The organism is Flavobacterium oncorhynchi, from assembly GCF_002217355.1.
Classification (GTDB): Bacteria; Bacteroidota; Bacteroidia; order Flavobacteriales; family Flavobacteriaceae; genus Flavobacterium; species Flavobacterium oncorhynchi.
In genome coordinates this window covers 157,712-170,810 of the sequence record NZ_MUHA01000024.1, presented here as the reverse complement: position 1 = coordinate 170,810, position 13,099 = coordinate 157,712, and the positions used below count along the sequence as shown (strand labels likewise).

The 13,099-nt window shown below is 31.2% G+C and carries 14 protein-coding genes; 4 read left to right on the top strand and 10 right to left on the bottom strand.

Going from position 1 to position 13,099, the window contains the following annotated elements; translation table 11 throughout:
- Window positions 1-325 precede the first annotated feature (325 nt).
- Both B0A75_RS15570 and B0A75_RS15565 read left to right on the top strand, forming a co-directional pair.
- Window positions 326-1,507 carry an IS3 family transposase gene (locus B0A75_RS15570; protein WP_089055205.1) on the top strand — a complete coding sequence of 394 codons (1,182 nt, stop codon included), beginning with the start codon at window positions 326-328 and terminating at the stop codon, window positions 1,505-1,507.
- Entirely contained in the window at window positions 1,488-2,099 is a 612-nt protein-coding gene (locus B0A75_RS15565) for an IS3 family transposase (RefSeq protein ID WP_165765131.1), read from the top strand. The genes B0A75_RS15570 and B0A75_RS15565 overlap by 20 nt, the downstream gene beginning before the upstream one ends.
- Before the next feature lie 228 nt (window positions 2,100-2,327).
- Here the strand turns inward: B0A75_RS15565 and B0A75_RS15560 are convergent, their stop codons facing one another.
- Together B0A75_RS15560 and B0A75_RS15555 are read right to left on the bottom strand one after the other, a co-directional pair.
- Complete coding sequence (locus B0A75_RS15560; protein ID WP_089055203.1) at window positions 2,328-3,452, bottom strand: DUF262 domain-containing protein; 1,125 nt, start codon at window positions 3,450-3,452, stop codon at window positions 2,328-2,330.
- The gene (locus B0A75_RS15555; protein ID WP_089055202.1) at window positions 3,445-4,227 is read right to left on the bottom strand and encodes an FRG domain-containing protein; all 783 of its coding nucleotides are present in this window, start codon (window positions 4,225-4,227) and stop codon (window positions 3,445-3,447) included. The genes B0A75_RS15560 and B0A75_RS15555 overlap by 8 nt, the downstream gene beginning before the upstream one ends.
- Before the next feature lie 374 nt (window positions 4,228-4,601).
- Here B0A75_RS15555 and prfA point away from each other — a divergent pair, with 374 nt between their 5' ends.
- Together prfA and B0A75_RS15545 are read left to right on the top strand one after the other, a co-directional pair.
- Window positions 4,602-5,678 (top strand): peptide chain release factor 1, encoded by a 1,077-nt coding sequence (prfA, locus tag B0A75_RS15550; protein ID WP_089055201.1) that lies wholly within the window; start codon window positions 4,602-4,604, stop codon window positions 5,676-5,678.
- A 452-nt stretch (window positions 5,679-6,130) separates the two neighbouring features.
- Window positions 6,131-7,462, top strand: a complete 1,332-nt coding sequence (locus B0A75_RS15545; protein ID WP_089055200.1) for a DUF5723 family protein — start codon at window positions 6,131-6,133, stop codon at window positions 7,460-7,462.
- Between the two features lie 532 nt (window positions 7,463-7,994).
- Here B0A75_RS15545 and B0A75_RS15540 read toward each other — a convergent pair.
- The 8 genes from B0A75_RS15540 to B0A75_RS20535 form a co-directional block, all read right to left on the bottom strand.
- A complete protein-coding gene (locus B0A75_RS15540) occupies window positions 7,995-8,351 on the bottom strand; it encodes a hypothetical protein (protein ID WP_089055199.1) in 357 nt (118 codons plus the stop codon).
- Window positions 8,352-8,383: 32 nt separating this feature from the next.
- Window positions 8,384-8,743: a hypothetical protein gene (locus tag B0A75_RS15535; RefSeq protein ID WP_089055198.1), complete on the bottom strand. Its 360-nt coding sequence runs from the start codon at window positions 8,741-8,743 to the stop codon at window positions 8,384-8,386.
- 34 nt (window positions 8,744-8,777) lie between these two features.
- Window positions 8,778-9,062 carry a YtxH domain-containing protein gene (locus B0A75_RS15530; protein WP_089055197.1) on the bottom strand — a complete coding sequence of 95 codons (285 nt, stop codon included), beginning with the start codon at window positions 9,060-9,062 and terminating at the stop codon, window positions 8,778-8,780.
- Between the two features lie 132 nt (window positions 9,063-9,194).
- Window positions 9,195-9,716: a DUF4142 domain-containing protein gene (locus B0A75_RS15525; RefSeq protein WP_244284411.1), complete on the bottom strand. Its 522-nt coding sequence runs from the start codon at window positions 9,714-9,716 to the stop codon at window positions 9,195-9,197.
- Between the two features lie 196 nt (window positions 9,717-9,912).
- Window positions 9,913-11,697 (bottom strand): sensor histidine kinase, encoded by a 1,785-nt coding sequence (locus B0A75_RS15520; protein WP_089055195.1) that lies wholly within the window; start codon window positions 11,695-11,697, stop codon window positions 9,913-9,915.
- A gap of 10 nt (window positions 11,698-11,707) precedes the next feature.
- Window positions 11,708-12,154, bottom strand: a complete 447-nt coding sequence (locus tag B0A75_RS15515; RefSeq protein WP_089055194.1) for a response regulator — start codon at window positions 12,152-12,154, stop codon at window positions 11,708-11,710.
- A gap of 13 nt (window positions 12,155-12,167) precedes the next feature.
- Entirely contained in the window at window positions 12,168-12,725 is a 558-nt protein-coding gene (locus B0A75_RS15510; RefSeq protein ID WP_089055193.1) for a helix-turn-helix domain-containing protein, read from the bottom strand.
- Between the two features lie 158 nt (window positions 12,726-12,883).
- Window positions 12,884-13,027 carry a hypothetical protein gene (locus B0A75_RS20535; protein WP_165765130.1) on the bottom strand — a complete coding sequence of 48 codons (144 nt, stop codon included), beginning with the start codon at window positions 13,025-13,027 and terminating at the stop codon, window positions 12,884-12,886.
- Between the last annotated feature and the right edge of the window lie 72 nt (window positions 13,028-13,099).

Sequence of the window (13,099 nt, the reverse complement as noted above, 5' to 3'; positions counted from 1 at the left end):
AATTCTATAAATAAAAAATAATGAAATGCTTATCAGGAAATTAATGATCCAAAATCGGAAAACAAGTTTTTTCATTTTTTGCTTTGCTAGTTTTATAAGAATTCTTTAGAGAGCTAGGGATTGGTTTGTTTAGTTTGTAAATGTAAAACAAAAGCTATATGATTTGTAGCTTTTTGTTTTGATAATTTTTATTATGTCTTACTGTTGCGGGCACGGATTACAAATCCGCGCTAACGAACCGTAGAGATATATCTGCGAGATTGGGTTTTTTAAAATGGTTAACTTGTTTATATTTAATAATATACGAATAAGTTAACTTTACAATATGAAAGAAAATGTCAGACATTACGATGCAATTTTCAAAGAAAATGCCGTACAGTTAAGTTATCGAAGAAATATGGTTACGGAAGCAGCTGAGGAACTTGGCGTTTCTCTTAAAATGCTTTCTAAGTGGCGCACTATCTACTCTAAATTTGGAAAAGGAAGTTTTCCAGGTGTAGGACATAAAAGAATTTCTTTTGAAAACGAAAAAAGTTACGAATTAGAAAAAAAACTTGCAGACTCCCAACTTCGATTAGAAATACTGCAAAAAGGATTGAAATACATGCATGAAAGTAAGCATGTGCTTTATAATTTCATACATCAAAACAGAGGGAAATATCCTTTATATAAAATGTTTGAGGTTTTAGAAGCTTCTCATGCCACCTATTATTTATGGGTAAAACAACCTTTTTCAAAAACAGAAACCCGTGTCTGTCTGCTCAAAAAAGAAATAAGTTCTATATTTTTTGAATTCGGACAGTATAAAGGAGCTGTATTGATTACTAGAGAATTACACAGTCGTGGATTTCAAATTTCCCAAGGACATGTATCGTTTTGTATGAAACAGCTTGGTTTACGCAGTAAACTAAAAAAGAAATTCAAAGTTACGACCGATTCAAAACATAATTTATGTATTGCGCCAAATCTTTTAAACAGACAATTTAAAGTCGATAAACCTTCCAAGGTTTGGGTTTCAGACATAACTTATATTACGATTGATAAAAATTTTTCATATCTCACTGTTGTCATGGACTTGTATGATAGAAAAATAATAGGATGGCATTTGAGTTTTGGACTTTCTGCCAAGGTTACAACTTTACCTGCTTTTGAAAAAGCAATAGCAAGTCGTCCCATTGCAAAAGGATTAATATTCCATTCTGATAAAGGAGTTCAGTATGCAAATAAATTGTTTACTAATAAATTGGCTGAATATAATTGCAAACCAAGTATGAGTCGAACGGGAGACAGTTATGATAATGCTGTTGTGGAAAGTTTTTTTAATACTTTAAAGAGAGAAGTAATATATAAACAGACAAAATTACTAACAACAGGTGAAATGAAAATAGTACTATTTGATTATATAGAAAATTGGTATAATAAAAAAAGAATCCATTCCAGTCTTAATTACAAGACAATTGAGGAATTTGATAATATTTATTATGAAAATGAAGAGAATACATTATGACCGAGATTTCAAATTAAAAGCTATTCAATTAAGTTATGAAAATGGAAGTGTAACTCAGACGGCTAGAGATTTACAGATAAGTGTAAAATCTCTGTCTTTGTGGCGAAATATTTTGAAAAAGAATGGAGGCACAAGCTTTCCAGGTAAAGGGAATTCAATATCAAGTCCTGAAGAGAAAAAGATTAAAATTCTTGAAAAAAAGATTAAGAATATAAATCTAAGGATTGAAATTATTAGAAATGCTAGGGAGTTTATTATTTGTGGTAAACCTTTTATCTTTCACTTTATTGCAGAAAATGAAAAGAATTATTTTAAAGAATTAATGTGTAAAACGTTAGGCACGAACACAGTAACTTATCGAGCATGGAAAAAAGGTTTTCTTACAGAAAAACAAAAACGTAAAATTAATTTAAAAGATGAAATCAATTCCATCTTTGTTGCATCAAGAAAAACCTATGGATGTTTACGTATCGCAGTAGAACTTGAAAAATGTGGATATTTAGTATCGTCTACTACAGTGCTTAGATATATGAGAGAATTAGGCATATTTGTATCAACAAAGAAAAATAACCCGCTGCGCAAATGTCTCTGACTTTGCGCCACTTTGCTGTAATTTGTTTAAAAATATAAACGCCTCAAAGTCTCTGACTTTAACTCATTGATGCTTATGAAAAATAGTAATTTTAGATAGATTCAGGAAAAGTCGGTAGATTTTTGACAGGTTTATGGTTTTTAAGAGCAAAAAAAACTACGCAAAGTCGTAGACGTTTGCGTAGTTTTATGGTTGAACACTTTAGAGAGTTAAAAATAAAAAATAATTTTAATTTGTATTTAAATTATCATCATCAAAGTCATAAAACATTGAATCATCGAGAGAAAAATTTTCTAATGTTTGATACTTTTGATAAAAGTTAAAACCTTTTTCTAGAATTTTGTATCGGAAATTTAATGATTTTTCTAAATGAACTCCTTGTTGATTCAAGCGGTCATACTCCATTAGTAAGGGATTTGCTTCGAAACTCTCTTTCTTTCTGTTTTCTTTTCTTACAGTTTCAAATAAATTTAAGAAATGATTAAAAGCTAGATGGTTAGGTAAGTGTCTTGTATAGAAGTAATAATAAACTGGAATTACCCCTTTAGAAGCTAATAAAAAATCTTTATCCACAAAACAATTAGACATTTCTGTAAGATTATTTTGTACAATGTTAAAGGTTTCAGCTATTTTCTCTGTAAAATCTTTATTATCTCTAATGAATTCATATAGTACTTTATTTGTGAATGTAACTAATTCATTATTTGATTCAGTTAAAGCAAGCTTTACAAATAAATCTTGATGTTGGTATCTAGGATTTTTAAATCTAAGTTTTTCAGTAAAAAAAACATTGCTTTCGACAATATCTCTAACTTTTCTATTAAATTCTCCACCAACAGCATTTCTCTTCTCTGCATTTGTAAGTGCTTCTCCTCCATTCAATCTTAAAAAGAGTTCCTCTAATTTGTCTTCATCGTCTGTGTCTACAAAAATTATATCAAATTCATAGGAAAAAAACTTTGACAAAATAGATGGAAATTTTTCCGAAATATCATTAAATTTTAAATTTTGTAAGTTTATTTTTTCATCGTCATAAAATTTAAAATTGCTTGATAATTCAAACTTATTCTTTACAAAATCAAATATAGCCTCTAACCTTTGTTTACCATCAATAACAGCATATAATTTATTGCTCGTATTTAAAGGATTGTTAGAATCTGAGAAATAATTAAAGTAAAATTTTGGGGTATCAAAATCATTTAAAATAGTATCAATAAAAAGTTGTTTTTTTTCTTTCGACCAAATTCCACCATATCTCTGATAGACAGGATGGAAATCAATTGAACTTTCATAAGATATTATTTTATCAATATTAAAAGTTCCAAAATCACCGAGTTTATATATTTTAAACATGTTTAAGAGTAATTAGCGGTTCAATAAACTCTCTTTTAATTTCTAACGCCAAACTTGAAAGTTCTGGATATATTGTGCTTTCAGTAACTCCTAAAGTTGATAGTTGTCGTTTTAAACTTTCAATATGATCTTTACATAAGGTAATTTTAGTTAAAAACTCCGAAGCACCTTCTGTGTCTTCTAGATTAAAAGCTTCTGTATCAGGAAAAAGTGTAAAAGTTCCTTTTTGAGCTACAATTCTAGAATTATTTAATGGACCGGTTATAGCAACAGGGTACTTTACAACTCCAGTAGCATTAAATTTGTAAGTAGGGAGTAATTCTTTTTTTAATGTAATGTCAGGAATTTTTTCATTATCAATCAATTTAACTCGAATTCTATTTTCATCATTTAAAAGGATTGGGTTTAAACACCATACAACTGCATCAGCATCTTTATGTTTTTCATCTCGATAAAGGACCGCAAAAGCTAGAGCCGTTATTGCGCTTGAAGACCAATCTAATAATCTAGTGGGAACTCCATGATGTTGCATTAAAAATAACCAATGCCAATATTCATAACCACTATATGACGAAGTTAGAAAAGGAATAGCCCTAGAGCTAAATTTATTTAAAAAGTGTTCCTCAACATTGGATGCAAATGGTGGTCGATAGATTGAAGGGCATAATTTAAAATTACTATTTTCTAATCCTCGAAACCATAGTTTTTCATTATTTGCAGTTAATTCTTCTATATTTTTAAGAAATTCTGTAATTGTAGTAACTGGTTCAATCATAAATGTATTGCGTTTTGTGAGTTAACAAAATTAAATTTGAATTTGACCACCTCATTATTTTTTCAAAAATACACAATAACATTCAACATTGAAAGGACAATTATTTTAAACATTATATTTATTAATAGCTCGTAACAAAAAATAAAATATAACAATATTCAACAGTTAGAGGAGATTGATATTTTTAAGCTAAATAAATCGATAATCAATTAAAGACAAACATCGTAATTTAATAAAAATTTATTACTAAGTAAAAACCCCTGTTTTTCAAAAACAAAAACCATCAAAATCTGTATCAAAATTCCCAAAAAATAACCACTAGAATTTTCCACAAAAATTTTGTAATTTTGCAGTCCAATAAAAGGAATTAGAAAATGTTAGATAGACTTCAATATGTAAAGCAGCGTTTTGATGAGATTTCGGATTTGATTATTCAGCCGGATGTTATTACTGATCAAAAACGTTATGTGCAACTCAACCAAGAATATAAAAGCATAAAAGCTTTGGTTGAAAAGAGAGAAGAATACATTCTTGTTTTAGCAAATATTGACGAAGCAAACGAAATTATTGCTGACGGAAGCGATGCTGATATGGTTGAAATGGCCAAAATGCAGCTAGACGAAGCAAAAGAGCGTTTGCCGCAGCTGGAGGAGGAAATCAAATTTATGTTGATTCCTAAAGATCCTGAAGATGCTAAAAATGTAATGGTGGAGATTCGCGCGGGAACGGGTGGAGACGAAGCAAGTATTTTTGCAGGAGATTTATTCAGAATGTATACTAAATATTGTGAATCTCAAGGTTGGAGAACTTCGGTTGTAGATATGAACGAAGGAACTTCTGGAGGTTTCAAAGAGGTTATTTTTGAAGTTTCGGGAGAAGATGTTTACGGAACTTTGAAGTTTGAAGCTGGTGTTCACCGTGTACAACGTGTTCCGCAGACTGAAACACAAGGTCGTGTGCATACATCGGCAGCTACTGTTATGGTTTTACCAGAAGCAGAAGAATTTGATGTACAAATTGATATGAACGATGTTCGTGTAGATTTCTTCTGTTCGTCAGGACCTGGAGGACAATCTGTAAATACTACGAAATCGGCAGTACGTTTAACGCACATTCCAACAGGATTAGTGGCGCAATGTCAAGATCAGAAATCGCAGCATAAAAATAAAGATAAAGCGTTAACGGTTTTACGTTCTCGTTTGTACGAAATGGAATTGGCTAAGAAAGAAGCTGAAGATGCTACAAAACGTACTTCTCAGGTTAGTTCTGGAGACCGTTCGGCTAAAATTCGTACGTACAACTATGCGCAAGGTCGTGTAACGGATCACCGTGTAGGTTTAACACTTTACGATTTAGGAAATATCATGAATGGTGATATTCATAAAATTGTTGCTGAGCTTCAGTTGGTAAACAATATGGAGAAATTGAAAGAGGCTTCGGAAGTTTTCTAAGGTTCTGAGGTACTGAGGTTCTAAGGTTTTTTGCTTAGGGGCAAAGGGGCAGAGATGCAAAGATTCAAAGGTTTTCTTTGAATTTATACTATATTAAAAGTCGAACATTTGTTCGGCTTTTTTTGTTTGTGATCGTGATGATTCTAGATAAAAGATATAAATATAGCCAATGGTTTCAACTATTGGGACAGAATGTATTTACAAATTATCACAACCCATTTTTCAAAAATCATTTCCCGTAATACAGCTCCCGAAATAGTTTTCACAGTTTCAAGCGTGAGTACTATTTTGGTTTTTATTAATTCTAAGAAAAATCTTAAAACCTTTGAGCCTCTGCACCTTTGCCTCTTTGTTCCTTAGAAAAAAAGTTTTTTTTAAACATTTTTCTTTTAATATTTGTGTGCCTTTTCAACCATAAAAGGTGTAACTAACCAATTGTTTAAAACTAATTTATGAAGAGAACTTTACTATTATTTTGCTTCTTTGGAAGCTTTTTTTATGCCCAAGGGCAATCGTATTTTGGATTTCGGGATGATAATTATGCGGGAATTCAAGGTGTACTATTTAACCCTTCGGCTGTTGTTGATTCTAAATACCAAGTTGATATTAACGTATTTTCGGCTAGCGCAACGGGACAGAATGACTTGTATGGAGTTAATTTTGCCGAGATTTTAGATGGCAGTTTTGATTTGCAAAGAGACGGAAAGAAGAATATTAAATCGAATAATAAAGGGAATTTTAATGTCGACATTTTAGGTCCGTCCGTTATGTTCAATATTACGCCAGCTCACAGTGTTGCGCTTTTTACGCGTGTGCGAAGTGTAACTAATGTTGTCGATGTAAATGGTCAACTTGTTGATGAGGTAAATAAGGATTTAGATGTTTCAAATAGTTTTTTAATAACAGGAGGAAATCCAAATGCTGTTACGAATTCGTGGGCAGAAATTGGCGCCAGCTATGGTACAGTTTTACTCGATGAGGAAGAACATTTTATAAAAGGCGGTGTTACACTGAAATATTTAATGGCAGGAGTAAACGGCTATATTAACGGAAGTAATTTGAGTGTTGCTTTTAATAAAAATGATGTAAATCCCGCTTTGAGCGAATATTACTCAACAGGAACATTAAAAACAGCTGCAAGTTATGATTATCAAAACGGCAATGATCCTAAGTTTGACGGAAGTTCGGCTGGCGTTGGCGTTGATTTAGGGTTTACGTATGAATATCGTACCAATTGCCATACTTGCAGAGGAAATCGATATAAGTTTAAAGCTGCAGTTTCGATAACAGATATTGGAAAACTTAATTACAAAAATATGGCCGAAAATACCTACGATTTGTCAGGAAGAGTTACGCAGGATGATATTGATAATGCTGATAATATTTTTGAGTTCTTTGATGCTAATTATGTAAAAACGGCAGCAAGAAAAGGGATGCAGGCTAATTTACCAACTGCTTTTCACACCAATTTTGACTGGAATATTAATAACAAATTTTATCTGAATTTAAGCGGTGATTTTGGATTGGTTGATGCTAAAAAAACAAATGGAACCGCAATTGCTAATTCGGTTACATTTACGCCTAGATTTGAAGACGGGAAATTTAGTTTTTATGTTCCTGTAACCTGGATGGAATACGGCGGAACGCAAGTTGGAACTGGTTTTAGAGCCGGCCCGTTGTTTATTGGTTCAGGATCTTTAATCAGTAATTTGTTTTCAAACAATTCTAAAGGCTGCAACCTTTATGTGGGATTGAAATTTCCTATTTATCAAAATTATAATTAAAGGTTCTGAGGGACTGAGATGCTGAGGTTCTGAGGTTTTTTTGATTGAGGGGCAAAGGTTCAGAGGGGCAAAGGTTTTTCTTTGAGTCTGTAAATAGTTAAGCCGAACTTATGTTCGGCTTTTTTGGCTAAATAAATTAATCCTTATTTACGTATAGCGAATGGTTTTAACCATTTGGAGGCAATATGGTTATAATTTATTTGCTGAGATGTATTTTAGAGAATAAAAAAGCGCGAGTTTCACTTTTGTGAAACTCGCGCTTTTGGGTTAAGATAAGTTTAAGTTTTCAAGAAAAAACTTAGAATCTCAGCCCCTTAGTACCTCAGGGTCTATAGTGATGTATTAACCGTTTAATCGTTTGTTATAATTTAAAACGTATAAACAAGTTAGATACCTAAAAATACTCTTGTAAATTCAAAACATTTATATAAGGTAGAGTAGATGTTCACACTATTTTTGACTATTATTTCATTTAATTTTTCCATAATCGTAGTATTTAGTTAGACAATCACTCTTATGATAGTTCATTATGTCATGATTCCTCTTTTGCTGTTTCGCGTGAAGGTTCATGCGGTTTCGAAACTAAATTGGTTACAACAAGCTGCAATAATGATCCGAAGATGTTTTTAAATGTCGAATGCGTTTTTCCTACTACTAGTTTTTTGGCCAGAAAACCTATTCCAATACTAATTGCTGACTGTGCCAAATGACTTTTAAAGCCAATTGTTTCATTGATTTCTTCGACCGTATTCCGAATTAGATTAATAGGTTTCAAGTTATCTTTAATATCCTCGATTTCTTCTTTAATCAAATCCCATTCTGTGTCTTGTCGGTTTTCGAGCTGTTTAATTTTCTGATTCAATTCGTCAATAGTGTAAATAGCCTCCATAACAGTCTTTTTTAGTTATTAATCGAATAAAATCAGTTCTTAGTTTCTTTTAGAATACTAGAAACAATTGTGTTTCCAATTGGAGTTTTAATTAAGCTATGATGCATTTTATGAATCACAATGGCAACAATTAAATAAAAAAGCGCCATAATAAAAAAGCCGTAATAATATTCTCCAAGTTGTTTTCCAATCCACAAACTAATACCAATATTGAGGAACAAGGAAAAAAATGCAACAACAATCGCAACCGCAATCTTTGATGTGAGTGTCGAAACAACATCAGCCACAGATGATACCGTTTTAAGTTTTAGTAATTCTAAACTCGTTTTGGTATAATTTTCGGCTTTTTCATAAAGATTTAGATCTTCATTTGTTGTTGCATTTGGTTCCATGATAGTGGTATTTATGGTTTGAAAGAATCACTTTTTAGTAATTTGTTTTTACAGATTTAGCTTCGTCTTTAAGCGCATTAAAGTCTTCTTTTGCTTCATTAAACTTTGCTTTTCCTTCTTGAATAATTTCTTTACCGTTTGAAGTGATTGTGTGTACAACGCCGTCAAACTTATGTTTGAGATTATCGCCGTAGTCTCTTGATTTATCTTTGATTTTTTTTCTGGTATTTGAACCTTTATCTGGTGCAAATAATACTCCTAATAATGCTCCTGCTGCTGCAGCTCCAACAATTCCTAAAATGGTGTTACTCGTTTTCATAATAATTGAATTTTAGTGATTAATATATTTAATTTAAAAAGGGTTCATTTTTTACGTTTCCAGCCTTTAAAAAGTCTTTATTATTAAATTTATTTTCATTATTAAAATAGCTGCCAATAAATTGGCTAACCATTATTTTATTTCTTTTTTCAGGTTTTGCTCCGTTTCTCTTAAAAGATCAAATTGTTCAGGTAAATAGGTCAATACTAATTTTAAAATTGTTTTGTCATTTGTTTGTTTAGAGATCGATTCCAGTAATTCGATTTGATCTTCTAAATATTCTTTCATAGAATTTAGATAAACAGCATCAAAATCAAAAGCATTTACATTTACCAAATTGTAGGTATCTCTTCTATGCGCCGCATCTATTTCTGATATGATAATTAGCCTTTTATTGGCTAAATCATTTATATCTTCTAATAATCTATTTTGCTGCGTTTCGATTTTTAAACTTAAAATTACTATTGAACTTTCTGAACTTTTTTGTTGTGCAATCTTGCTTTTTGAAATAATCGTTTTACTAACATTTGCAACAGCTATAAAAAAAAAGGCTTCTGTTTCTTCCTTTTCATTTTTTGCAAAAGTTTCATTTTTCTTTAGTGTCGTTTCAATTGGATTATTCTTTTTGCACGATGAAACACAAATGATAATCAAAAAAAAACACACTTTGAAAAATGTTCCTTTTAGTATAGATGTTGCTCTCATTATTACTTCATAAAGTATTATATTACAAAGTTGGCGATGAATGGCGTATTTTGCTTTACACCATAAAAAAGAAACGTTATATAATTCCCATAAAGAAATTATACAACGTTATTTTACAATGTTTTATGATGCTGTTTGTGAAGAATTAATCAGGAAGAAAAATGGTAAAAACAGAGCCTTTATCCGGCTCGCTGTCCGCCATAATAAAGCCTTTATGGTTGTCGACAATTTTTTTGCAGATAGCCAGTCCAATTCCAGTTCCCGGATAATCTGTTTTTGAATGTAAACGTTGAAATAATATAAAAATCGTGTCTTTAAATTGAGGATCAAATCCCATTCCGTTATCTGTAAAAGTAATCTTGTGGTATTTTTTTACATTTTGATCCAGCAATTCGGGATAATCTTCAGAAAGTACTTTGGTGCTTTCAATTACGATTTCAGGTACAACATTAGGTTTGCTGTATTTTAGTGAATTTCCAATTAAATTGATAAAAAGCTGTTCTATTTGGTACGGAATCACAGACAATTTAGGCAGTTTTGAAACTGTAATAACTGCTTTTTTATCCTCGATAATTTCTGTTAATTCCGCTTCGGCATTTTGAAGCAATTCATTTAACTGCGATTTTATAAATTCTTTTTTCGTCGTATTTGTTCTCGAAAATAAAAGCAGATCATCAATTAAAACTCGCATTCTTTTAGCCGAAATCTGAATTTTAGTAATATAATCGTTGGCACTTTGCGACATTACAGCTTTATCAGCATCAGAAATTCTCGAAATAAAAGTTTGGATTTTTCTTAACGGTTCCTGCAAGTCATGACTCGCAACATGGTTAAAAGAAGCCAGTTCTTTATTGCTTTTTTCTAATTCGTGATTACGTTCCTGCAATTCTATATTAAGCAGATGCTCATCGGTAATATCAAAATTAATTCCCAGTAAAATTTTGCTTCCCTGTTGATCCGTCAATAATTTTCCTGTTGATTTAAAATATCGAACTTCACGGCTTGGAAGCAATATTTTATAATAAACAAAAGGAAGTCGTCCGCTGTTTATAATGCCTTCAATAGATTTAGCAACCGTTTCTTTATCATCTGGATGAACAAAATTTAAAAAAGTATCTTTTTCAGGTACAAATGAACCTGGCTCGTAACCTAATAAGCGAAATTGGTTATCAGAATAATCGATTTTATTAGAGTCTAAATCCCATTGCCATGTACTGAATTTACCAATTGTTTCAGATTGTGCGATTAAACCGCTGGAAATTAAGAGTTTCTTATTGAAAATTTTCAAACGCTCGAAATCTTTGCTTATTTGTCTGTAAGCTAGTAAGATAAAGCTCATGGCGACTAAAAATAATGAAATAGAAAAAAGCGGACTTAAAGATATTTCGGCATCATAGATTTTCAGCCTTTTGTTTAAGTATTTTTTCTCCATGTCATTCATTTCGTCAACCTTAAAACGAATGTTTTCCATCAGGATTCGGCCGCCAAACATATGATTGTCAAGTCTGCGTTTATCATATGTTTTAGGATCGCTGTATTTTAAACAGTTTTCAAACGAAACAAAACGCTGAATAATTAGCTTAAAAAGTTTGCGAAGATTTTCCTGTTGAACAGGATTATCAGCCGTTAATTTTCGCAAGGTGATAAAGGAAGTATTTACTTTATCCCGCGAATAAATATAAGGCGTTAAAAATCGTGCATTTCTGGTAATGATATAACCTCGCTGACCCGTTTCGGCGTCTTTGATCGCCGACATTAAACGTTCCAACTGAATATTTATCTCGTAAGTATGCATAACAAGCTTACTAGATTCGTTTAAATCTTGATTGTGCTTGTATGCAATAGAGGAAAGAAATAACAGAATGAAAACTGCGATTACAAAAATAACTCTCAAAGAGTTTGAAGAATTAAAATTTGGTATCCATTTCATTGATCTACAATTATTTTAGACGCAGTAAAAAATTATCACGATTTAATCCTGATGTATGATAGTGCCAGTTTACAGTCACAACTTCGTTAATTATTTTTTTAAGCGTATTAAAATCGCTTGGTTTTTTGATGTAAATATTGGCACCTTGAATAAAAGTATCTTCAATATCTTCTTCAGATGATGAAGTTGAATAAATGGCGATAATGATGTTTTTAAGATGTTCTGTTTTTTTGATTTCGATCAAACATTCTTTCCCTGTTTTTTTAGGCATGTTCAAATCGAGAAATAAAATATCAGGAATTTTTGTGTTTGGATTCATTAAATGGTCCATTAACTGCATTCCGTCATGAACAAAATTTACATTAGTTTGTACTTTTACTTCTTCAAAAGCATCCTTAAAAAAAAGACGATCATCTTCATCATCATCTGCGAGTAAAATATATAATGCGTTTTGCATTTTTATGTGGTATTTAGTTTTGTTTTAAATTTTCTCTTCGTTTCTTAATTATTCGCTGAAAAGCCGATGGCGTTATGCCGGTTGTGTTTTTAAACTGTGTGCTTAAATGGGCTACACTTGAATAGTTTAATAAGAACGCGATTTCTGTTAAGCTCATTTCGTTAATAATAATTAACTGTTTTGCTCTTTCAATTTTTTGTAAAATGATGAAGTTTTCAATAGAAGAATAAGTTACTTCAGAGAAAACGTTCGATAAATAGCCGTAACTATGATTCAGCTTTTCTGCTAAGAAAACGGAACTTTTATAATTGTTATTGTCTTCCATAAAAACAAGCTCAATTATAGCATCTTTAATTTTTTGAACTAAAACACTCTTTTGATTTTCAACAACTTCAAATCCGCAAGGGCTTAAATTGTTTTTTAAAGCTTCGAGTGCATCAGAATCTAGACTATCATCAACCTCGATTTCTCCAAAACCTAAAGTAGTAAAATTTATATTTTGCTGCTCGAGATTTTGCTTCAGATAAAGAGAGCAAATGGTGTTAATGTCAAACTTTATAAACAGTTTCATTTTATACAAATTTGGTTAAAGATAATTAATTTATTTTGGCTTATAGTCTTTCTTGCTCTTTGTATTAAGGAAATATTAACGTATAAAAACCAAATTTTCAAAAAAATACCGTCTAATATTTTGCTACTAGACGGTACTTCTGATCGAATAAGAAAGTTTCATAATTCTGGCAGGATTTGATATAATTCATTTTTTCCTGTATTTGCTAAAGTTTTTGGTACGTCGCAACTTTTATCTTTAGCAACAATTAAATCATTAACTGTCAGAAAAGCTTTTACAGCTTTAGATTCTGTTTTATTCAACCAAGCCTTTTTTATTTTTGGAAATAGAATGTGGGGTCCTTATTACATGGTAAAGTTGCGTATTAATATTAA

Coding starts and splice junctions, on each gene's coding strand:
- B0A75_RS15510 (WP_089055193.1), bottom strand. CDS start 12,725: ATGAAACTGTTTATAAAGTTTGACATTAACACCATTTGCTCTCTTTAT.
- B0A75_RS15515 (WP_089055194.1), bottom strand. CDS start 12,154: ATGCAAAACGCATTATATATTTTACTCGCAGATGATGATGAAGATGAT.
- B0A75_RS15540 (WP_089055199.1), bottom strand. CDS start 8,351: ATGGAGGCTATTTACACTATTGACGAATTGAATCAGAAAATTAAACAG.
- B0A75_RS15560 (WP_089055203.1), bottom strand. CDS start 3,452: ATGTTTAAAATATATAAACTCGGTGATTTTGGAACTTTTAATATTGAT.
- B0A75_RS15570 (WP_089055205.1), top strand. CDS start 326: ATGAAAGAAAATGTCAGACATTACGATGCAATTTTCAAAGAAAATGCC.
- prfA (WP_089055201.1), top strand. CDS start 4,602: ATGTTAGATAGACTTCAATATGTAAAGCAGCGTTTTGATGAGATTTCG.
- B0A75_RS15520 (WP_089055195.1), bottom strand. CDS start 11,697: ATGAAATGGATACCAAATTTTAATTCTTCAAACTCTTTGAGAGTTATT.
- B0A75_RS15545 (WP_089055200.1), top strand. CDS start 6,131: ATGAAGAGAACTTTACTATTATTTTGCTTCTTTGGAAGCTTTTTTTAT.
- B0A75_RS15555 (WP_089055202.1), bottom strand. CDS start 4,227: ATGATTGAACCAGTTACTACAATTACAGAATTTCTTAAAAATATAGAA.
- B0A75_RS15530 (WP_089055197.1), bottom strand. CDS start 9,062: ATGAAAACGAGTAACACCATTTTAGGAATTGTTGGAGCTGCAGCAGCA.
- B0A75_RS15565 (WP_165765131.1), top strand. CDS start 1,488: ATGAAGAGAATACATTATGACCGAGATTTCAAATTAAAAGCTATTCAA.
- B0A75_RS15535 (WP_089055198.1), bottom strand. CDS start 8,743: ATGGAACCAAATGCAACAACAAATGAAGATCTAAATCTTTATGAAAAA.